The 23324-nt window shown below is 35.4% G+C and carries 18 protein-coding genes and 1 pseudogene; 12 read left to right on the forward strand and 7 right to left on the reverse strand.

Annotated features, from left to right (window positions below):
• Nucleotides 1–320: 320 nt before the first annotated feature.
• A complete protein-coding gene (locus FTT77_RS15455) occupies nt 321–620 on the forward strand; it encodes a hypothetical protein (RefSeq protein ID WP_005005752.1) in 300 nt (99 codons plus the stop codon).
• A gap of 175 nt (nt 621–795) precedes the next feature.
• Here FTT77_RS15455 and FTT77_RS15460 read toward each other — a convergent pair whose 3' ends face one another.
• Nucleotides 796–1158 carry a hypothetical protein gene (locus FTT77_RS15460; RefSeq protein ID WP_005005750.1) on the reverse strand — a complete coding sequence of 121 codons (363 nt, stop codon included), beginning with the start codon at nt 1156–1158 and terminating at the stop codon, nt 796–798.
• 60 nt (nt 1159–1218) lie between these two features.
• Here FTT77_RS15460 and FTT77_RS15465 point away from each other — a divergent pair, with 60 nt between their 5' ends.
• Nucleotides 1219–1965, forward strand: a complete 747-nt coding sequence (locus FTT77_RS15465; RefSeq protein WP_005005749.1) for a hypothetical protein — start codon at nt 1219–1221, stop codon at nt 1963–1965.
• A 99-nt stretch (nt 1966–2064) separates the two neighbouring features.
• On the opposite strand, the gene FTT77_RS15470 is transcribed toward FTT77_RS15465, so the two are convergent.
• Nucleotides 2065–2418: a hypothetical protein gene (locus FTT77_RS15470; RefSeq protein ID WP_005005748.1), complete on the reverse strand. Its 354-nt coding sequence runs from the start codon at nt 2416–2418 to the stop codon at nt 2065–2067.
• 74 nt (nt 2419–2492) lie between these two features.
• On the opposite strand from FTT77_RS15470, the gene FTT77_RS15475 reads away from it, so the two are divergent.
• The 8 genes from FTT77_RS15475 (at nt 2493) to FTT77_RS15510 (ending at nt 15777) form a co-directional block, all read left to right on the forward strand.
• Nucleotides 2493–3011 (forward strand): hypothetical protein, encoded by a 519-nt coding sequence (locus tag FTT77_RS15475; RefSeq protein ID WP_180058716.1) that lies wholly within the window; start codon nt 2493–2495, stop codon nt 3009–3011.
• A gap of 90 nt (nt 3012–3101) precedes the next feature.
• Entirely contained in the window at nt 3102–4424 is a 1323-nt protein-coding gene (locus FTT77_RS15480) for a hypothetical protein (protein WP_180058715.1), read from the forward strand.
• Between the two features lies 1 nt (nt 4425).
• A complete protein-coding gene (locus FTT77_RS15485; protein WP_180058714.1) occupies nt 4426–5193 on the forward strand; it encodes a hypothetical protein in 768 nt (255 codons plus the stop codon).
• 6 nt (nt 5194–5199) lie between these two features.
• Nucleotides 5200–5583 (forward strand): hypothetical protein, encoded by a 384-nt coding sequence (locus tag FTT77_RS15490; protein ID WP_042892771.1) that lies wholly within the window; start codon nt 5200–5202, stop codon nt 5581–5583.
• 18 nt (nt 5584–5601) lie between these two features.
• On the forward strand, nt 5602–7242 hold the full coding sequence (locus tag FTT77_RS15495) for an LPD1 domain-containing protein (protein ID WP_005005743.1): 1641 nt from the start codon (nt 5602–5604) through the stop codon (nt 7240–7242).
• 228 nt (nt 7243–7470) lie between these two features.
• On the forward strand, nt 7471–8277 hold the full coding sequence (locus tag FTT77_RS15500; protein WP_010591556.1) for a hypothetical protein: 807 nt from the start codon (nt 7471–7473) through the stop codon (nt 8275–8277).
• Nucleotides 8278–9171: 894 nt separating this feature from the next.
• Nucleotides 9172–14397, forward strand: coding sequence for an AAA domain-containing protein (locus FTT77_RS15505; protein ID WP_005005740.1), 5226 nt, complete (start codon nt 9172–9174; stop codon nt 14395–14397).
• 3 nt (nt 14398–14400) lie between these two features.
• A complete protein-coding gene (locus FTT77_RS15510) occupies nt 14401–15777 on the forward strand; it encodes a hypothetical protein (protein ID WP_005005738.1) in 1377 nt (458 codons plus the stop codon).
• Between the two features lie 145 nt (nt 15778–15922).
• On the opposite strand, the pseudogene FTT77_RS15515 reads toward FTT77_RS15510, so the two are convergent.
• Nucleotides 15923–16845 (reverse strand): annotated as a pseudogene (locus FTT77_RS15515) (IS5 family transposase).
• A 145-nt stretch (nt 16846–16990) separates the two neighbouring features.
• Here FTT77_RS15515 and FTT77_RS15520 point away from each other — a divergent pair.
• A complete protein-coding gene (locus FTT77_RS15520) occupies nt 16991–17317 on the forward strand; it encodes a hypothetical protein (protein WP_005028412.1) in 327 nt (108 codons plus the stop codon).
• Nucleotides 17318–17463: 146 nt separating this feature from the next.
• Here FTT77_RS15520 and FTT77_RS15525 read toward each other — a convergent pair whose 3' ends face one another.
• Genes FTT77_RS15525 through FTT77_RS15540 form a run of 4 tightly spaced genes read right to left on the reverse strand, consistent with a single transcriptional unit; the run spans nt 17464 to nt 22258 of the window.
• Nucleotides 17464–19089: an SAVED domain-containing protein gene (locus tag FTT77_RS15525; protein ID WP_005006366.1), complete on the reverse strand. Its 1626-nt coding sequence runs from the start codon at nt 19087–19089 to the stop codon at nt 17464–17466.
• A gap of 2 nt (nt 19090–19091) precedes the next feature.
• Nucleotides 19092–19592: a Mov34/MPN/PAD-1 family protein gene (locus FTT77_RS15530; protein WP_005006362.1), complete on the reverse strand. Its 501-nt coding sequence runs from the start codon at nt 19590–19592 to the stop codon at nt 19092–19094.
• Nucleotides 19577–21235 carry a ThiF family adenylyltransferase gene (locus FTT77_RS15535; protein WP_005006360.1) on the reverse strand — a complete coding sequence of 553 codons (1659 nt, stop codon included), beginning with the start codon at nt 21233–21235 and terminating at the stop codon, nt 19577–19579. The genes FTT77_RS15530 and FTT77_RS15535 overlap by 16 nt, the downstream gene beginning before the upstream one ends.
• A gap of 9 nt (nt 21236–21244) precedes the next feature.
• Complete coding sequence (locus tag FTT77_RS15540) at nt 21245–22258, reverse strand: nucleotidyltransferase (protein WP_005006358.1); 1014 nt, start codon at nt 22256–22258, stop codon at nt 21245–21247.
• Nucleotides 22259–22852: 594 nt separating this feature from the next.
• Here FTT77_RS15540 and FTT77_RS15545 point away from each other — a divergent pair.
• Nucleotides 22853–23324: IS6 family transposase (locus FTT77_RS15545; RefSeq protein WP_151817486.1), on the forward strand; the 472-nt coding region annotated here is incomplete at its 3' end.

Genomic DNA, 23324 nt, shown 5'->3' on the forward strand with positions numbered 1-23324 from the left:
TAGACAAAATGACACCAAATGAGTTTTACTATGATCAGCTACCCCAACAAAACAAGGTGGCTTAACTAGAGCGGAATATCACTTATAAATACGCTTTTAGTTGTTCAAACAAGTGGGACCACCTCTAGAGTAAAGTACTCTCGTACAATAACTATTGTAATGCTACTAATTAAGTTGCTTAAATCTAAATAATTAAACATAGCTGCAAACATGAATCTCAATTTTTTATTCGGCTTTATCATAATTATTGTTGGCGGTGGTGCAGCAATAGTTGCGCTTCGTTCAATGTTAGAAAATGAAATTTTTATGAAGGATAGTATATGGCTATGAATAATTCTAAATTCGATAAATACTTATTGCGCTCATTTTTAAAAAATACTGGACTTGCAATAATTTCAATTAGTGCAATAGCATTGGTTATATTTGCATGTTATGTGGTTTATATAGGAATAGGAAAAGCATCAACTTATGTATTCAATAACTTTGTACTAACTCTAAAAACTATTGGCTATATCGTATTATTTTTAATCGCTTTAAATTTAGTTATCTGTTTTATTGAAAATGTTATCAAAGAAGCCAATCAAAAAAGGAGTGAAGATAGTTCAGAAGATAATGTATGAGGGTAATAAAAAGTATCATACTGGCTTACTCTCAACACTTTGATTTTTTGGTCTTTATCTCCATCAAGTGTATTTTCTAAAATATAGTATGAATCTTTTACCCTCATACACTAAGGGGTTAAGAAAGGTTTCGGCAAGAAACGCCCCTCAACAAAACACCTACGATAAAAAAGTTTTAGTGATCGTGGTGATCTGTATCAATTACGTCATTATTGTTTGCATTAAACTTAGCCTGCTCTTTATAAAAATTATAGTCGGCATTGTCGTATACAAGCTCTTTTGGGTAAGGGATACCCATTTCATCAAGCTTTAAAGCGTAATAATGCGGTATTGGCTTGGTTGGATTGAAGTATGGTTCAGGGTAGTACTGAGTAACGACTTTAGCGGAGTAGGAATTAACGAGTTGATCTACATCGCTTTCTATTGTTTTTTGTTGGTCATTGTAATAAGAGTCAACAAGCTCTTTGTCTGAGTGGCTTGCTGCACAACCTGAAAATATTAAAGGTATTAAAATAGCGATAATTCTATAATGTTTCATTTTAAATAGGCCCAGGTGTAGTGTATATTTAATGGAACGTTAAAATACTTTTGATTATACATGACTTTTAAAGATGCTGTAACACCACCTTTTAGCAGAGGAAAAAGAGAACATAAGTTCTTGGCTAAAATGTTAAAATCTGAAAAAGATAAGATTAAGCTTTATACCAAAAGTTTAAGAAAAATTACTTTTAATGAGCTTTTAATTAGAGCAACTTTAATTTTAGTTGTGGTTTTTGCGTTAAGTTTTTGTATCTTTGGCGTATACCTATCTTTGAACGGTTTATTCTCAAAAGATGTGCATTTAGGAATGATTGGCATTATAGGTGATAGTAGTAGAATAATATTATGTACCATCTCAGCTATATTGTGCGCGGTTACAGCTTTCAAACTGTTTAAGAAAGCAAAAATTGACTGGAAAGAACATCAGTCATCAAAACGATATGCCAAAGCAATAACGAAAGAGTACCAGTCATTAAATAATTTGATTTTGGAACAGATTAAACAAGATAAAACAGGCAGTTATTGGCTGAACAGCAAAGAGATCCTGAGCATAACAGAGCAATACGAAGATAACATAAATGAAAACACAAAAGATTATCTGGTAAGTTTTACGCAAGATACGACTAAAAAGTATGTTAGGTTTTACATATATAATAATTCGCATATCTCTAATGGGTATACCAATGTTTTACATATACACTCGACTACTTTAACAATTTATTCACACTGTCTAAGTTATTCGGATTCGTTGAGTGTTAAAGACCTTTTAGATATTTCTGTTAAAAGTATTTGCATAAATTATTAGTTTTACTATAATACTTTTAAGAACAAAATTTAAATGTTTCTTACGACATTAAAAGAATGGGAGGCTTATAGCTTCCCATTTTTCTTTTTAAAATAACTATTATTTTTCTAAAACATCATTTGCCTTTTTCTCAAAACCCTTAACTTCTGCTAAAAGTTCTTCATTTTGGGCCATTGTGTCAGTAAAGGTCTGTTTCGAGAATTTAATGAATTCCAATGCATCATTGATCGATTGCTCTTTGCTTGGCTTCACGTACTTCGGGAGCTTATTGAATTCAGTATCCACATTTCTTTTGATCGCAGAAAAGTCTTTATCAAGCGACTCGAATGCTGCACTGGTTGACTCAAGCTGTATACGTTCAGAAACTCTATGGTCGATGTTTTGGAACACCAGGAACACACATACAAAAACTAAACTAGCAATTAAACTATTTTTTAGAACAACTGTATCCATTTTAAAACCCTTTAACATTTCTTTGATATTTTTAGTATAATCACTTTAATGTCTTTAAAATTTTTTTAAAAAATATGTCTAAAGCCTCCAACGTTGAGCTCTTAAACTTTTATAGTCTTGTTAAAGTACCTTTTAAATATGCTCACAAAGAGGTGTTGTTCTCCATTTCTATTTTATATTTTAACGGTAAAACTAAATCATACGTTCATTATCACAAATTTGAAGATGAAGAATTGCAGACTGTTCTAGGGTATGTGGTTTCGGAGAGTCTGGCGTGGACCTTTGGATCTTTGAAAACTGATAAATTCACTGTTAATCAGAATTTTATTTTCAATACTGTGCAAGAAGTGGAAAAAAGCCTTAAAGAACAAATAAATGCTGTATATAAAAGCACGGGTATAAATGCTAAGTTTTCCATGCAATATGCCTTAAAGGATAAGCCATCTGCAGAAAACAACGACTTATTAGAGAAGATATTTGCGATTGATAAAATGCTACCATTTGCTTTTACATTTAATATTAACGGCGGTTATGAAGTTGCATTAAAAGAATGTTCGTTAAAACTAATTAATGATATTGGGTTTTTCGCTTAAAAGTCCTTAAACTATTAAATACCACTTCATTAATACTTATTTTTAATTATAATGTGGGGTATTAGTAGTTTTAAGTTAGGTCATTAAGTAGTGAATAAGAAAACCCTTACCATAGCGATATTGTCAGTTTTACTATTTGGTTGTGATAAGTTAGAGCCTTCAAATACTGATACTGCATCTCAAGAAGAACAAATAGATCCCATTGAAAAGAAAGTTGAGGAACAAGTTCGCAAATATGATGAACGTGTTACCACTTACAATCCATCTAACTACAAATTACCTCAATCAAGCCTTTCTACCACCAACCACAAAGTAGCGTGTAATTTTGGTGTAGGGGGAGATCTACCAGCTTTGGCATCAAATGGCATGTTCTCACAGCCGTTATATCGTATTGAAGCTGAGCAGATCATGGATAAAGTTCAGGGCGATGTGATGTATGCCCCTTATTCAATCGCAACATCTGTTGAGGGTGATGTTTTATATGAATCTGAAATTGATAGCTTTGATCGACAGCTAAATACATTACGAAGTTATCAAATTAAATCATCTGAACAAAATATCATTTCGTCATCTGGCTTTTACACCAATTCAAACAAAGCTGTTCGTATGGCACCTATCCGCAGTTACCCGGTTGCTTATGTGAAGCGCTTGGACGGCGATATTGTTTCTACATCTATGTTTAATGATGCATGCGACAAAGAAGTAGGTGTACGTAACTACAAATGGCGCGAAATTGATGTGTCGGGCAAACCATATGCAAGTTTAGCATCCACTGTATCTGAGCAAATTGTTCGGGTGAATCAGTTTGGCATGTTCACCAGTGCATCAAATTTTTACAGCTACTTCAGTAGTGAGTTTGGCAACTTCTTGGATGCAAATAACAAGTTTAGATCCGCATTGGAGAAATCAGGACGTTTCCCTAAAGGTTCAAAAATCTACGTTCCATCTGAGATTAAAACGACTGATGAAACACTGGTGATTACGAAGAACCCTGAGCTTGAAATTACAGACTTCCAAAAAGACAAGGTTTTAGAGGCATACAACAAAGAGGCCAAAATACGGAATCTTGGCCAGATCGTATTCAAGGTCTACAACCTCAAAAACAATACTGTTTTCTATACACCATGGAATGAAACCAAGCACCGTGAAGCGGTCGAGTTTGAACCTATTGTTGTTATCGATGGCAAGGCTTATTCAGCAGTTTGGCATGTTCCTAATACTTTGACATTCAATGATTCGACCAGTGCTGGAAACTTAACGTATTACAACGCTACGGCGCATAACGCATTCGTCAATGCTGTTAAAGGTATATACCAAGGTCAGCAAAGCATGGTTGGTACAGAGCACGAAGATGATACCGAATATTCAATGAAGACTGCAGTTGAATACCAGAAAGCCCAGGCAGAGAAATAATATGGAATTAAGCACTATTGAAAAGAATACCGAAGCTCAAGACATTCAATCTGATGCGTATGACCAGCGTGTACATTCAGTATTGATAGTACCTGAACATGCCCTAAAAAAAATTGAGTCGATGATTTTGGCTACTGGTCATGTACAAAGTGACAGTACCAATCTTTTAGAAGTTTTAAGGCCAATGCCTGAAGAATTCAGAAAAGACGTTGATAACACCGAATTTACAGAAAAAGAAAACGGCGACATCGGTGATGCAGCCGTGGTCATTGTTGATGGTTTGATTCACGACACAAAACGCGGTGTTTGGATCTCTCAAAATTGGGGTTGTGGTAGTCCTAAATTCACCAAGCTTATTCAGGCTGGAGCTGAGCCACCAATTGAACTGATTGCCAAAAATAAGGGGGATAAGTTTAGTGCGACTTTAACGCACGAATTTCAAAAAGCGTATGAGCGAATGGGTTATACCCAAAAACAGGTCGGTTTTATACACATCCTATCAAATGGTGCACCAACGACTTTCTTTAACTACCTGAGTGACGAATTGCTGTGCAAACTGGAATTCATATCAGTAGACAACAACCGTTTAAACGCCTCACAAACTAACTTTTACAGTGCCGTAGAGCGAGGATCTGTTTCAGATTGGGGAGTGAGCTATCACAGAAAACCTTTTAACTTAGAAAATTACCCGATCAATTCTCTATTGGTGTCGGGATTAACAATAACTTTTATTTTGTACCTGATTTACAGCTATCTTTTTGGAGCTTAATAACAAATGAAATATTTAAACAGACCATCTCAAAACCGCGAAAACCATCATTACTTTAATCAACAACAGGGCGACAATAGAAAACAGCACAATCCGAACCATCATCACCACTCTATTAGCTTAAATGATGTATTTCGGTCGTTATTAGCCCTTACTCAACTAGACAAAGACATCCCGACATTGATCAAGCTTTTTGAAGAACAAGGGCTTGAAATATGCGAAACGCGTGTACGCACTTGGTCAACACCCGTGCATATCAACAATAGACCAATACCACACATTATTTTTGTTGGCTTTATGAAATTACTTGAGCGCATCAATGCTGAAGCGAAACTCAAAGATATTAATCTGTTTGATCTGTCAGAGATCTTGGACGATATACGCAACTAACAATTATGTGGTTTAGCTATGACTGAAGAAATAAATAGTAATGAAAAAAAAGATGGTCCTATTACGGATGTAGGTAAAAAGTTTGCTGGTGCACGTAAAGACAACCCATCACCAGACTTCTCAGGCAACATGAATGGAATTAAGTCTGACAGCCTAGTGACTAAAAAGGAATATTGGCAAAAGCCTGATTTTAGAGCTGATGCCCAATCTGGCCATAAACCTGTAAAACATGCACTATTATTTTCTTTGGTCTATGCAAACTTAACCAACAAGCCTTTAGGGGGCGGTTGGTTTAGCATAGGTCAAAAGCAATGGGATGATGCCTACATTGCTACGCTACACTTCTTAAAAAACAAATATGAAAGCTCACACTACGAACGTTTAGAACAACTGACAGACGACTTTAATGCGTACATGACCGTTAAGTTTGGTGCTGGACGAAGTGAAAAAGATATTTTAGAACGCTACTCAGCTGGACGACATACCAATCGCAGAGTTAAACACCCACTATCATTTAGTTCAGACACACGTTTACGCTTAAAAAACTTAATCCCTTTAGGATGGCCAGACGATCGTGTACTTGATACGGATAATTATGGTGCCAAAAAATTATTAAACACTGAGACTGGTCAACATAAGTGGTATGCCGTTAAATCCATTTCAGCAAAGCGGTTTCAAACACTAGATGATTGGACGGAATACGACACATTCAATGCAGCACTAGAAAAAGTAAAAACATTTTTTCAGCCAATTTTAGATGAACGAGTCATAGAACCCAAAAAAGGACGCGCAAAACCACCCAAAAGACCGCGCTACGACAGAGTTGAAGTGCGCGAGGGTAAGGACCATCGAAAGGGTGAAAACATCGATAGCCAGTTGCTTATGGACTATTTCAAATTTTCTGGAGTCGAGTTCGGCAATTGGGTAAATCAAAAGGAACGTGCATGGTTTCTGAATTGCACGTATGACTCACTAATGGATCTTGTCGAACTTCTAGGTCTACCCGTTACGTTCGCATCTTTAGGCGGTAAGCTAGGAATAGCATTCGGTTCGCGTGGCACAGGCGTTGATAGCGCAGCAGCTCACTTTGAACCAGGTAATATGCTTATTCATTTGACCAAGACGCAAGGTGTTGGAGCACTAGCCCATGAGTTCGCGCACGGATTTGATTGTGTTTTGGCAAAACGAAACGGACTCAATAATAACTTTTTTAGCGAATACTTTCTTTACACCAGTAAAGGGCGTTACTCAGTACAGAATCATCAAGAGTCAGCATACAAACATCTTAAAGATGGCCAGACTGCAGATAAGTTTATCAAGCTGGTTAATTATCTTACTTTTAAGTCAACCAAATACCTTGATTACGAAGAAAGACAAGGCGGTACGGGCTTTATGAATAACGCCATGCACCTAGATCAATCACGGTCAATGTATTGGTCACAGCCAACAGAAATCTTTGCCAGACTGTTTGAATGTTGGGTGACGGATAAGCTGGCTGAAAATGATCAACAAAATGGGTTTTTGGTGCACGGCACAGAAGAGTCGGCAAATAGTTGGAATATGAAGTTAAGCGCATATCCAACAGGCAGAGAACGGGCAATTTTAGTTGATTTGATGGATGATTGGCTAAAAGCATTAGTGAGGTCGTGGACGAAATGAATGCAATCACTAAGACCTCAAAAAAAGAACGGATCTTATTCAATAATCCCAAAGCAACACGACTTTACAGGGAAGCAATAACAGAGCTTATTGCGTTTAAACCTTGGGAAGTTAACGCCACTGAGAATATGCTTACGATCTGCAACACCTACCGCTATGTCGTGAATAAACGTTGTTGTTTAGGGTACGAGTTTTGGTGTTACGACCGAAGCGAAAAAGAATGGGTACGTGTTAAGCCCTCAAGCGGTCGCCACAACTATGGGAAAAACTGGTGCAAAACAAATGACAAAAACAATGGTCTACAAGGCAGTAAAACGAGCAGATTTTGAGTATTCAAACGCAGCGCGTGGATACGTGTATCGGGGAGAGAAAATATCTGATGCTGAAGCGGAAAAACTAAAGCATAAATGGGCTAAAAAAGACCTGATGGACAATGCAAAAAAAGATGGATCGTTCACACCAGAATCATTAGAAATGTTCAAAACCTTGGTGAATCATGTATCACCACGGGAGTTGACCGCCAAACAGCAAGCTTTGACATACCATAGCCTTAAACGCTACACAGATTGCGTATTTAACCTTTATGAAGTCACCGCTAAACAAACACCTCCAGCAAAACTAAAACGACCGTACAGCATGCCTAGACTGGATGGTACGGATAACCCTTGGAACCAAGGCAAACGAGAAAACGATGTCTATATATACAAGGGGATTGAGTACAAAGGCATTGAAGCGGAAACAGCAATGCATAAAGTGGTGATTGCATCAGAATTAACGGCAATTGCCGGATTGGATAATCAGTTAGCGAATCTGGCCAACGAAACAGGTGTAGCGTTGTTTTCAGAATTTATTGAAGTTGCACACCAGAACAATGATTTAAAGGATTTAACATATGTAGTTTTTGATTATGTAAAACATCTAATTGTGACGATTGATCGCTATTTTGATTTAAAACTGAAATCTAACGTGTCGGTCAGTATTTCAGTGAACCGAGTAGCTGGCTATTCAAGGTATAGCATAGTTCAACGGAAATAGACGCACGAACGCAACCAGTGACATTACATGTGTCGTCAATGACAGCTTATGTGTCTCGAACGTGCACGTAATTTTGGATTGATTGGTTTGAATGCAGAAAATGTAAATTATGCAAAGTAACACCATGAATATAGCTGATGATTGTACGGTAGTACGTAGACCGTATCAAAGAATGACGACAGCTAACATGCTTAAGATTTGTTATAATAAACAAATTGTTAGTATCTAAACGACACATGAGCTGTCATTTTTTGGAAATTGCGACTACCCTATTCATTTTAATTCGAACTTTAACTTATGTTCACCTGAAGTCTAGTTAATAAAACTTTTAATAATTTTATTTATTATTTTCAATAACTTATATAAATAAAAAAATAATTATAAATTTTTGGTTCATGAACCTAATGAATTTATTGATACTTTTATAAAATAGAGTTAATTTGTCCGAGAGATATGGGTAGATATCTATTTTTGGTCTTTTTAGTGATTAGAGATATGACCATTGTCATCAAATTTTAAGGAATTCCTTAAGTTTTTTTCTTATAATTCAATAAAATAATTTTGAATACTCAAAAATTAAATGTAATATAAGTCACATTATGAACCGTTAAGTGAAATACGTTTTGCTTAAACGAATGATTGAGTTAGATCATCTAAATGATGATCGTGCTAGAAGACTCAGGTTTTACACCAAAATATTTGGCAGACTTTATTTTAAATACAATCCTAAACTGAATATAAAAAACCTTCGGAGGGCTTATTTGGCCAAACTAACCATCAACCTGAAAAAACTAAATTCTTACGCTAAGTATTTTTTCTAAAAGACACCGTACATATAGCATTACTTTATGTTAATAAAAATTTAGCATCATTTTTGACGCTTATTTGTTGTATGTGCAAAAGCAAGACATTTTAAATAAAGAATCTTTTAATATGAAAGTTACATATCCAGAGACAGGTATATACGAGCACGAACTCAAAGCAATTGATAAGATTAAAAAGGTCTTTGATCGTGGCGAAAAAACTAAAAACTGGCGAGCATATGCTGGTTTTGAATTTATGCATAAAAATGGAAAAAAAGCAGTAGCGAAAGGTAGTTCTGAGAAATTTGAATATGATCTCCTAATTATTACTCATGCAAACATTTTGGTCATTGAATTCAAGGACTGGAACGGTAAGGAAATTACAAAAGTTGCAGGAAAATGGTACGTAGGTAATAAAGAGCAAGATTCATGCCCTGTAGCTAAAAATGTAAAAAAAATGCAAATTATAGTTAATAAACTAAAGGATAAAGTTTCAGAAAAGAAAGCTAAGGGCATTACATTTCATTACCAAAGTGTTTCTCACTTTGTTGTCATGTGTGGTAAAGCAGATTATTCGCGCCTGCCTCCAGAAGATTTAGAGCACATTCTTTCGATAGATGAGTTTATACAATTAGCTCAACAGAAGAATTTTAATAATATGTTCCGCAAGCATCTGGAACGTGATGGTCGCATATATGATATTAAAAAAGAATATCACGCCATTATTGATGAAATTTTTGCGCCTGACCAAATTCAACCACGCTCTTTGATTATTAATAATCATGAACGAGGTGACTTGATCTTACCGCATCCTAAAAAGATTTATAGCGAGTATAAAGCGCATTCATTGACCATCGTTGGTGAAAAATCTTTAATGCGTTGTTGGGATTTTAATGAATTCAAGTTGAGTAACTCAAGAATGAGTCAGCCTCAACATCGATTCAACTTGATCTGCAATGAGCGCCGGGTTTTCCAAAAAATTAAAACAGAAAAGCCTGATCTTTATCAAAGTTGTTTGCACCCGATTACAAACCCAAGTCTTGATGACATGACATCAAAATATAATGAGTTGTATGAGTTGCCTGAGAACAGCTATCGAGTCAACGAATTCATCGGCGCTTATGCTGAGAAAATGTCTGAATCTGAGAAATTGGATTTATTCCAGATTTTGCTTGGTAAATTTAATCACCTACATCAAATGGGAATTACTCATGGTGATGTGGGTGATCATAGTGTGTGGATCTCTTATAAAAAGGAGATATTGCTATCCAATTTTTCGGCAGCAAATGATCAAACACAGCCCTCGAAAATTGACCCTGAACTGGCTAACGAACTCCCATTTTTGAATACAACAGCTCATCTTCCGAATCTTGCGCTGACAGCTGCACAAAAGGATGTGTATTGGTTAGGGCAGTTAATCCTTCATATTTGGAAGAATGCTCGACTGAGCCCACGTTCATTGAAAAAATTTAGTCTTGAGGAGCGAGATCAGAACCACTGGTTAGAGCGTATTTTAACACGAGCTTTGACAGGGAAATATGATAATGCATGTGCAGTATTCCAAGATTTCTTAGCTCAAAAACCTGCTGAACAAGTTAGTTATGAACTTGATGCAGATGTACTGAATCCATATTTAAATCAGACAAATACCTATATCAGTTACCCGATATTTGGCGCGCCTATTGATGCTAACCAAAATTTTACACTCTATGCATCAGGCAACATGTTAGTCAAAACATGGATGGGTAAAGTTGCATCTGCAATGACAACTTATCAAAAGAGTTGTTTTAAGCGATTCTTTGAAGAACTTAAAATGACGCAGGCTCTCAATTTGCCATACCTTCCTAAGATTATTGATTTTGGTTTATCAACTAGCACAGCATGTGTGTATCTAGTAACTGAAATGGTAAAGGGTGAAGCTTGGTCAACGGTTATTGAGGGCTTAACTGAGGATGAAAAAAATGAACTTTCACTTCAGTTATTGCATTCTCTGAAAAAATTTCATGAGCATGGCTTTCAACATGGAAACTTGGATGATGAAAAGATTCTAGTAGATAAAACAAACTTGAAAGTTAGTTTTAATGATTGCTTCCATCCTGAAGTACCACAACCTGATTCTTCTAATGCTTATTTCCCATCTGATATTGAAGATCCAACAGTCATTCAGTGTGACAACTTTACTGCATTGAAATTAATCGCAGATCTATACGATATAGACTTGGCTGTGGATGATGTGGCTTCAATGGATCCTACTTTATCCTGGCTAAATACAGCCTTGAGCATAGAAGGAATGGAAGATCCAAGTGTACGCTATATTGATAATTCTCGCTTTATAGAGGCATTTGAATGTAAGGGTGCTATTGTAAAAGAAGCTCCTCAGATTAGTATTTATACAAGTAAGGTTGAGACGCCCTTTACGATTTATCCCGAAAACGGCAAAGTTTATATCCAACTTGAGGCAGCAAGTGAGGGGGATTTTCGATTTACACTTAGCGGAATCAATGGCATGTTAAAAGGGTTTTATAAGCCCCATGAAAATCAATTAAGTTTCCTTGATTTTGTCAAAAAACAAGACCTGTGGTGGAAGGCTAGTAGGGATGCAGATCTGACTATTGATGTTAGCATTGAAGTCCACCCGATATCTGGGATGAGTAAGCGTGACAACATTGTAGAGTTAAATGACTTCTTAGCAAAAGATCAAAACTTTAAGGATGCTATTGAACAGTTTAAGCAAGCACAGCTCAAAAGGACTCAAGAGAAAGAGGAAACATTACGGGCTCTGCGTGAACAAAAAGCATTACAAGAAGAGATAGGCGATGTTATAGCTACTGATGAGCTTATGGCACAGCCAATGAGTCATCTGCCTACACATAGCCACTTAATTGATATTGAAACGAAAGAGTTGTGGAAAAAAGTCATGGCGACTGAGCGTCATGCACATCCTACAATCACTCTGTCTGAGCCGTTAAAGATAGTTTCGAGCAAACATTTTAAAGATTCAAAGAGTGCTATTGCATACTATGACTCTGCAGAAGATGTTTCAGCTAAATTTTCAAAGACCGATAAAGTCGATGTAATGTGCACTAAAGAAACTGGGGCGGGAGGTGATTACACTTTCTGCATAGGTACGGTGAATATTGCGCAATCAAAAGTCGGAGAATTGTGGATCGATTTTTGTAAAAAAACAAATGAAGTTCCTGAAGAAGCAACACTGTTTCTACAAAGCAAGGCAGATAAGTCATCTAATCGGAAACGTGCAGATGCTCTGACAAATATTCTGAGTAATAAGGCTGTCATTGAAAATCTCGTAGATTACTTTGAACCATCATTAGTGATTGAAGCAAAAGATTATGAGATTGAAGTGCCTGATGAAGATCTAGATCACTATAACAAATACAAAAATGGGGAATTGGTTAAAGCCCTCAATCCATTACAACGTAAAGCGTTCCGTAATGTGCTTAAGTATGGACCTGTATCACTATTAAAGGGACCACCAGGAACCGGCAAAACTGAATTTATCTCTATACTGGCTCACTATCTCTATGATAAACAAAATGTATCTAACATCTTAATTGTTAGTCAGTCGCACGAAGCTGTAAATACAAGTGTTGAGCGTATACGTCAGCTATGCACAGAGTATGACACACCATTAAGTATTGCTCGAATAAGCAATAAAGAGAGTGCTGTGTCTCCTGAATTAAAAGATGTCTATACAGGCTCAATTATTACGAGCCAGATAGAGCTGTTTAAGTCTAATATTAAAGAAAGAGTGCTTGAGCTTGCAAAAGATTTATCACTTGAAGCTGAATACTTGAGCGATCTTTATGAAATCAGAGTCACTATTTTAAATAGTCTTAAATCTGCGTATCAGTCAATCGACCAAGATGATCTTGATCAAAAGTTTAGTTTCTCATTAGAAGAGTATACCCAGGCTTTCAAATCAGCAATGCATAAGCTGAAGAGCATGTTTGACGGAAATCAAGACTTTTGGGATCAACTGGAAGACTGTATCAATGATAAAGAGATAACAGTATTAAACCAGTTAAATAAGATCGACATGATTACGTTCGCAGCACTTAATCAATACTACGGGGTATCTAATGAGGAAGGACTTAAAGCGAAAGCCTTGATCAATATTGCCCTAGATTATGAACCATTAATTGAAAGCCAAAATGCTAATTATGAAAGTTTTCTGGTCAAAACAAGGCAATTAGTCTGTGGCACATGCGTTGGTGTTGGCCAACAAAGTATTGGAATCGCCAATCACGTATTTGATTGGGTGATTATTGATGAAGCAGCACGTTCAATCGCTTCAGAATTGGCAATTGCAATGCAGTCAGGTGCACGTATTTTATTAGTTGGGGATCAAGACCAACTTCCTCCACTATATTCGAGCGATCATATAAAGGCTTTAGCTAAGCAACTTAAGATATCAGATGATGATTTGGAAGATAAATTACAAAGCGACTTTGGCCGTATCTTTAATTCACATTATGGACTAAAGGCTAGTTCAGAACTCTTGTCACAGTACCGAATGAGTCCGAGCATCGGCGAATTAGTTTCAGACTGTTTTTATGAAGGAAAACTTGAAACTGAAGTTGTCGATTCTCGTGGTTTAAGTGATGAAGAGCTGAAAGAAATTAAGTTAAAGCGGATTGTGCCTGATAACTATGCATCCGACATCGTAATAGAATTGAATTCAACAGTTACTTGGGTGGATACTGGGAATGCTGAGCATTTCAAAATGGAGAAAGGTAGTAGTATTTATAACCCACATGAAATTAATGAAATTATCGATTTTCTTCAGCGGATTGACCAAGACAAACTCTTGTTAAATAAATTAGTGCCAGAGCCTGATTCCCTTAAAGAGCCTGCTATTGGTGTAATTTGTACCTATGCTGAGCAAAAAAACCGGTTAAGAAAAGCCTTCTCTTTGTGTGAAGTGTCAGATGCATTGAGATCAATTGTGCGTATTGATACGGTGGATAGTTATCAAGGTAAACAGAATAAGATCATCATTCTCTCAGTTACGCGAAATGATCCAACTAAGTTTCCTGCATTTTTGAAGTCACCAAATCGTGTGAACGTGGCTTTATCTCGCGCAATGGATCGTCTTGTAATCTTTGGTGCGTCAGAAATGTGGCAAGGAGTCAACAGTAACTTACCTTTAGGACGCGTATTAAATTACATCAAGTGCCGTGAAAATCAGACTTTAGAATATCGATATATTTCAAAACGCGCCATTGTCAAAATAGTACAAAACAATCCGCACATTAATAAAAATAGATCAAAAAAATATAGAAAGGCAGGGGTATAACTCATGGAAAATTCACTAAGAAGCTATCATGACGTAGATGTTACATTGCCATCACAACTATTCAATGTGGCATTTAGCTATACCACAACAGATACCTTAGATTTTATTGATTCTATGGTATTGCGCCTATTGGTAATTGCACCACTTTCTGCTGAAAAAATAGCGCGGTTCTTAGGGTTATCTAATCATGAAACAGATGTGCTATTAACTAAATTATTAAAACAAATGCAGATAAAACATCTTGAAGATGATCGATTTGCTCTGACTCAGCGACTTGAGAAAGCATTCTCGGATGTTTGTGCAATTCCTTATGTAAATAAGATTGAGGACAATATTCAAAAGATGAGTTTTGAGATGATTGGCTTGAATCCTGAGCCAGTTAATCCCAACGCATCTGACAATGGGGCAAATTCAATTAAATTAGATGCTTCTAACCAATACCTTTCAAATGGTGAGTCTTTGGTTAGTAAGGAGTTTCAGAAAAATTTTCGATTTTATTTCAGCCAAGGATTAGTTAAGTTGAATCCATCAGTGGATGAAAAGAAGCTGCAACTGTATAAAATGAGCCAAGTGGAAAAATTGCGAGACCATTCTCGTCGTTTTACATTACCATTGACGCTTGATGAGAATTATACACCTACAGAGATTAGTGATTTTAATCACATGGAAAATCTTAACAAAATCGAAGATTCTCTTTACGCTGCTCTTAGATCAGCTAAGAAGCCACAAAATATTGAGGATATTCTAAAGGTACTCCATGAATTAGATATGGAGGATACTTTTTCAGTTGAATCTATTTTTAGCGAGAATAAGCTTAATTTAGATCGCTTATTTAAGCTAGAACACAAATCCAATGAATACTTTATCGGGCCAATATATTCTAAGGAAAATTCAGACCTGTTTTTCAAAACAATCAAACAATATCAAGACCAGAATAATGATGATAAACAGCTGTATTGGTTAGCTCCATCAGATGAATTTTGGGGTAAGTCAGATAGATTTAGTGATTTTATTGATCGTTTATCGACAACCACAATTACCAAAAACTTTAAATGCTTCTTACCAGTGGCATACAGAAATGATAAACAATCAATCGCAAGTTATAAAAAACTAATCACAGCTGAGGCAGGAGCCAAGCACTTTCTAACGTTTAAGGAAAGTAGTGTAGTTTTTGACGGTAATTTTGAGCTTTTGGTTATGAAAGACTCTTTTTGTGTTTTGATTATTCACGTTAGTGATTCATCCACAAATATTTTAACAACAGTGCCTGTGGGTATTATTGTCAAAAATAAGGCTATTGCCCAATCGTTTTATAAGTTTTTTGAAGACTTAGAGAACGATGGAGAGAACTTCTTTGGTTTATTAAATTCTAAAAAATAGAATAATCATCTTAAAAAGCTAGCAGATTTGCTAGCTTTTTTAAACTCAAATTAGAGTGGCAACAATCCAGACCAGACATTTCTACTTTGAAGTGGCTTTGTTGCACAAAGATTTGAAATGCAAAGCGCCCCTAATTGAGCCAAATTTAAGGCGTAACTTGGGTAAGTGGTCGACCTAATTCCGTAAATCTGTTAAGGACTGCTACACGTGCATGGATCTCATTCACTTGGCTATCAAAACTCCTTGCACTGAGTTTATCTCCTAATAATTTGATGCAATGCATCTTAGTTTCAACCAAACTTCGCCGATGATAGCCTGACCATTTTTTCCATAGTGTCCTGCCTAAACGTTTAATTGTTCGAAGTAATTCATTTCGCTCTAGCGAGCTACTCTTTGTATCTTTCCATTTTTTCTAGGTGGAATCACCGCATGCGCTTGCCGATCTGCAATGACCTGACGGCATTGCTTGGTGTCATAAGCCCCATCGGTATAAACAGAGTCAATCCGCTCATCTTGTGGAATCTGATTAAGTAAATCACCAAGCACCTGTGAATCACTGACATTATTGGTTGTAAGCTGAACTGCTCGTATTTGTAGGGTTTTAGCATCTATACCAATATGAAGTTTACGCCATTGGCGACGATATTCAGGTCCATGTTTCTTGCGTTTCCATTCGCCCTCACCTAGAAACTTCATGCCTGTAGAGTCCATGAGTAGATGCAGCCCATCGCTACTTTTTTGGTAGCTGATTACAATATCAATATGCTTTTGTCTTCTACAAAGCGTACTGTAATCTGGTGCGGTCCAATTTAATCCGCAAAGTTTAATCAGACTTTGCACAAAGCCAGTGACCATACGTAAAGATAGACGGAATAAGGATTTAATCATTAAGCAGCATTGGATGGCTGCGTCGGAGTAGATTTGATTTCGCCCTTGTTTGCCTTTTGATGGAGCATATCATTGCGTAGCAGGATCAAACCAAATGGCAATATTTCCTCGACTCATGAGTGCTCGGTTATATGCGGGCCAATTGGTTGTGCGGTAGATTTTGTGTGTAGGCTTCTTCATTTGAAAATTATATCGCTGAAAAACCCTTTACAGATAGGTTTGTGCAACAAAGCCATTCAGAATTGAAATAGAAAAATTTAAAAATAAATAACTTGGAAATAGATTTTATGATAAAATTCAATCAGCTATATTAATTTCTACACTTATGTCTGCACTACAAAAAATTAATGAAGATATGATAGTGAATCTTCCTAAGGGTGATTTACACGTTCATTTAAATGGAGCTATTCCAACAAATTTAGTTAAGGAATTATTAGCAAAAAATACAAATGGAATTCCCTCAAATTTTGATATTAATAAAGATTTAAATATTCTCGAACCACAAAAAAATCTGCAAGATTATTTAAAACCATGGAAAGTCTTAAATTTAATACCTAGATCGCAGAGTGATTTAAATAAAATAGTATTACAAACATTTTTTAGTTTAAAACGGCTTTGTTGTATAAACATTCTTCAAGATACTGATTTTTAAGGATTTGTTTAAATTTTAATCCAAAAATAAATTAAACAAAATCATAGTCTTAGATATTTATGCAACAAAGCCCCATTAGAGCTAAACTCCATTTACTAATGTCATATTTAAATCTAATGGTATGAAAGTACTATCAAATATACTGTTTAAATTACAGCGATTTCATTCTTGCTTCCATTATTTCGAATTTGAAGTCTTGGAACCATTGAATTATTTAAGTAATCATAAATAACCATTTCAGGATGATGCAGATCAAATGCTTGTCCAAACCATATACAAGCAGCATTGGATGCACATGGTAAGACATGAATTTTGGTAATTCCTTTATCTGTTAGACTATGAAATAACGCATGAATATCTTGCATGAAACTTAGTCCTCGTTCAGGATTTCTTATTGCTCCATTCCCCATATATTCTGGTTTAGCAGTAATATTAATTACCGGATGTCCTAATTCAACAGCCTTATTTTTAGAGGTTTCTGGATCAGCAGTGAGATTCAATCTAATAGTAATTTCAGTACAATCTTCTATTTCACTGAAATTATTAATTTCATACGCTTTGGTTGTACATATAAGATCAGGCCACATCCAACAACTTCCATCCCTATACATAAGCATAGGTATAAATTTCCCTTTATTTCCTAATTTACTTCCTAATGCTATTAGGCATGGCATAGGGCCGAAGCCAAAAATAGCTACTCTCTTATCATCAAATTTAGTTTCCCTAAGTAATTGTTCTGTTTGAACTTCAAATTCTTCTAAAAAATACTTTTTATAGAACTCATCAGCTGAAGCTCTTAAATGAGCTGGTAATGGTTCATGAATTAGTGTCTTATCTTTATGCAAAATAGATTTTAATGGGAGAAGGCAGCTTGCAATATCACGTCGTGAAGGAGACTGAGGAATATTGCGATTCACGGGCCAGAAAAATAAATACACTGGCATAGGAGTAAAGCTTAAAGAATCTAATAAATCTTCGCATTGTGCTGTGAAATTACTTCTCATTTGCGAGAGTCTTGAAGCTGTATATTCTGCGCCAGCAACTTTATCAATTAACCTATGATGTTTTTCACATAATAATAAAATATTCGTTGGATCATCTGATAGTTGATATGAGAAGAAGGGGATACCGCGAGTAGAATTTTCTGATGCTGCAACATTATGAGCTAAAACGCCATATGTACCTTCAAATCCAGTTATTTCATCTATGTTTAATTTTGCACCACATCCTTTAAACATACATCGGCCATGACTTGAGAGATAAATCTGGTTTTTATCTTTTTCAGATAAATCGTTACCCCTACCTGTAAGATGCTCAAAATCAAAAATTCTTTTTATGAAATATTCTAATTGGTTTACAGGGTTTGGTTTTTGTTTAGGAATCTTTCTAGGAACAAAATCTACATCTTTAACTTCGCTCTCTTGAGAGGAGGTTAAATTCCATGTTTCTTTTAACTTTTCAAAATCATGTAGAGTGTGGGCATCAATTATGTGACCTTGAAGAAAGCGTGCATAAATGGAAATTTTTTTGGCAAGCAATCTTCGGACAAAAGTTAAAGTATCATCATAATTGAGAATTATACGGAAAAAACTTTCAGGGCTTTTATTTTTCAATAAGACAAAAATTATATTTTTACGTTCTTCATCAACTAATACACCTAATGAATCTATACAAATATGCTTTAAAATTTCTTCTATATATTTATTTGCATTTGATAAATCATCTATTGCTGATAAAGAAGTCTGTAAACTTAGGGATGGGTCTAGTTGCATTTTCAATTTAACTCAATATAACCTAACAGTTTGATTTTAAAATTTTTTCTACCAATCCAGATTCCAGTTTTTACTCTTCCGATTATTAAATATAAAACTGGGTCATTAAGATTGGTAATGCCATTTAGAACAGTATCTATATCCCTTAAATCGGTTGGAGAGGGTGTTGGTACATCTTCAGGATGTGTATGCCATAGGCCTTGAAAATTATAGAATTTTTTAGATTCGTTCCAAGCTTGTATTAAAGCATATTGGTGGGACTTTGACCTAAAGAAAGACATACGTGTTTGACAGTCTCCTTCCATAGGAGAGGTAAAGCTTTCAATGATTTTAGCTTTAGTTTCTATGTCTGTTCTTCCAATTAGAATGCCACCCGATTCTGGAGAATCTGATTCTAATTGTATAAATTGCTTTAAACTCTTTAAAACATTTGCTTGAATAATAAAGACTTGGCCTGTAGGTGTGTCACATTTAATCCTCCCTTGAGTTATGTATTGCAACATGGGCATACTTCTTTATAAATTTCTTTTAAATTCAATATATTAATTCCATTTGAATTATTTACTGAATTATAAAAAGGGGTAGTAATTATTCCATTTTTATTTGCATTCTGATTGTCGCCAGAAATAGAAACAAATCCTAATTGTTGATTCAGGACATATTCAGAAATATAGCTTGCTAGCTTCATGCAATTTAAAGAAGAGAAGGGGGTAAATGCACCAGCACACCCTGTAATATTTTTAGCAATTAGCTGTCCAGATTGTACATATTTATACATAGGGGTAAGACTTTTATTTGATTTTTCATCAAAATATAAGCAGTTTAAACATCCTACATGTTTATTATTGAAAGAAATAAAATGTCCACCTAAATCATAAGGTTCTAACCAGCCTATTATTACTTGAATGTTTGCACTTATTTCATAAATAGTTTTTACGAGAGAAATCTCAGTAGGAGTATGGCCAATTGCTATGATGATAGTATCAATATCTTCAGTAATTTTTGATTTTATCCAGCTTTCACCATGGCTTACGAATGGAAAAATAGTTAATCCGGGCCTTTCTATTAAAAACTTATTAGCTAAAGAAGTAGATTTATAGGTATTAACATACTGCAAACCTAAAGAATGACGATAAATATTATCTGTTTTTAAAAGCTCTGGATCTATGAAAGAAAATTTATTTACGCCTGTTTGAGCTAATATCTCTGCAATCTTTGAGCCTAAAGCCCCACATCCGATAATCGCTATATGTCTTGTTTTTTTCTCTTGCCCCGTTCTATTTAATAAATAATCTATCCACGCTCTTTGTGTTAAAGAGACTTTAAAGCCTTTGAAGGATACTTTTTCTTTGAAAGAATACCAAATGGCATAATAAAAAATCACATAAGCAAATCCATGTTCATTTGGAATTCCCACTAGGGCATAATGATTGCCTTGTTTTAACAAAGATCGTTTGTTCTCATTAGAGAGGGTATTAACAATTTTTAGAAAATAGTCCTCATTAAAATAATCTCCTATATCTGGTATGGGGAAAACAGAAGCATCTTCTAATAATATCTTATGAATTTTTACTTTTGTGAGCTGGTTGTGGTTTATGTAAGAACTATCGCCATCATCAATATGCTCTAATATTTGATGATTCCCTTTTGATGATTTTCTTAACCAACCATATAAATTAAATGTAGAAGTAGGGTCGCAATGTAATATTACATCCTCATTTATATTTTGAGTGCTGCCTAAATATCCTTCTAGTTCGTTATACAAGCTTACTCGGTTGTTTAATTGAAAATTAATAAAAGATTGCTTGAGTATATCTATAGCCCTTTCAAAGAATTCAGTAATAAGTTCTTTATGTCTATAGCCTTCAAAGTTTTCACCTTGATGATCCGTAGTACAAATTTCCCCACTTTGACTCACATGATCTAAGGCAGACATTGGTCGTGTCAATATTCTAAAAATGGGAGGTATCGTCCAATTAGCTCTATTTTGAAAAATTAGACCAAGGCAAACCTGTTGTGTATTAATGAGAAAATCAAATTTTAGATTAACCCAATCCTTAGTAATAGAAGTGACATGGATATTTTGAGCTCCATGTTCACTTAATAGCTTTTCAATATTGTCTAACTTTGGGTTATCAAAAAACATTGAGTTTTCCTAAGCAGATTTTCCTTCTTGAGTGTAATAAGTTTGTACTACTGGTTCGGACACTTCTTGTATTTCAGGGATAGGGAATTGTCTTCCAAAAGTTTTATTTAAAATTTTGCAAGCTTCTACTGTATCAGTTTCCTCATTTACAGCTTCTAAAGATGATTTTAAATCTTCAAGTTTTGATTTTAAGTGCTCCATTTGTTTTCGGGTCAATTTTTCGAGTAAGTCTACACCTTGATGTGCAGGTAAATTAATTACGAGTCTGAAGTAATACTCGTTATTTTCTGGATCAATGCTAAAGGTAGTGAATTGATCTAATACATTATTTACTATAGAAAGTAATACCTTATTATCATTCTCATAATCTTCAGCTGTTATATGCTCATATACAGCTGTAGTGATAGCAATACTCTTAAAAAAATCTAGACCTTTCTCATTTCGCCATTGTTTCAAGTAGCGAGTACATCGTCTAAACTGATGACGTAAATCTGAATCATCTTCAAATTTTCCCAAAATTGTATCGGTAAGTTCAGTAGGATTTGAAATATCCCAAGTCTTAAGGTCTTCAGAGGAGAATTCCTTACCTCGAGCTAGATACATATTGCCTTTGTCGTCTTCAGCGTAGATGGGCAGATCTACATGATAATCGGGACTACCATTTTTGAGATAAGTGACAGTTACGCAAGGTCGTTTGATCGTTACAGTTCTATTTGAATGAGTTAAAGCATCTCTAACAATTTTTTTAATTTCTACTGAGCCATATTCCTCTTTGTCACAATCTAATAAAACTCCTACATCAATATCATAATCTCCATTCTTAGGCTTAATCCCTGTGCCCAAGGCATAACTACCTTGATTAAAGTATTCAACAAATTGAGGACCATTTGGATCCTTTTTGAGTTCATCTTTTAAGGTGCTAATCAAAAGGTCACGTTTTTCACGTAATGTACTTTCTTCGTCATAACGACCTAATCGAATATTTGTGTGGAACTTAGCATAGTGTTTTTGTGGATTCGCCATATTGTTGTATTCCTGTAGTGCTTTTGTTGTTATGGGGATCTCCTATATTAAATACAAGTTAAGACATTAAAAAAAATAGAATTTTTAAAGGGAAAATTTAATCAAAAAATATTTAAACAAACGATGAGATGTATCAATCTCCAATTTTTAGCATTCCTTCCCAACTAAAATAGTTTTGAGTCAAATTCTTTCTGGACATCGCCCATACACGACCATGCATCTTGCAAGGTCCAATTACGGCATCGCCAGCACAGAGTAAAAAGAATGTTCAAAATAAACAGTCTAAAAATTCTGAATAGCCTTTTAGAACAGAGAGTTAAGGCACACAATTTAAAATAGTCAGTGAGCCTATCAAAATCCTCATGTATGAAACCTAAGAAGTTCCACATTTTTCTGGGTATACAAGCCTAAATTTTATGGAAAGAATTCATATGCTGCTCCTTTAGCTAAAAGAGTATTCAGCTTACGATTCGTGGTTATTTTCAACAGTGCCTTCTGGTAAGGGTCGGCACCTGCACATCAAAAAAATCTGGCACTGTTGCAAATAGGCTGACATGATAAGCTAAATATCTTATTTATTTCGAGATACAGCAGATGAATCCCTTCCACGGTCGGCACTTTCAAGGTGAAATCATTCTTTGGGCTGTTCGTTGGTATTGTAAATATGGCATCAGCTATCGTGAACTTCAGGAAATGCTGGCCGAACGTGGAGTGAATGTTGATCACACCACAATTTATCGCTGGGTTCAGCGTTATGCTCCAGAAATGGAAAAACGTTTACGTTGGTATTGGCGTAATCCTACAGATCGACATTTATGGCATCTGGATGAAACTTACGTAAAAGTGAATGGCAAATGGGCATATCTATACCGTGCAGTTGACCAACGTGGCCATACTCTTGATTTCTATCTTTCTGCTAGACGAAATACCCATTCAGCTTATTGTTTTCTTGGAAAAATTTTAAATAATGTGAAGAAGTGGCAAATTCCACAAGTGATCAACACGGATAAAGCACCCACATATGGACGTGCTTTATCACGGTTAAAACGGGAAGGTAAATGTCCAC

The sequence above is a fragment of the Acinetobacter sp. YH01010 genome (assembly GCF_013420775.1).
In the GTDB taxonomy this organism is placed as follows: domain Bacteria; phylum Pseudomonadota; class Gammaproteobacteria; order Pseudomonadales; family Moraxellaceae; genus Acinetobacter; species Acinetobacter amyesii.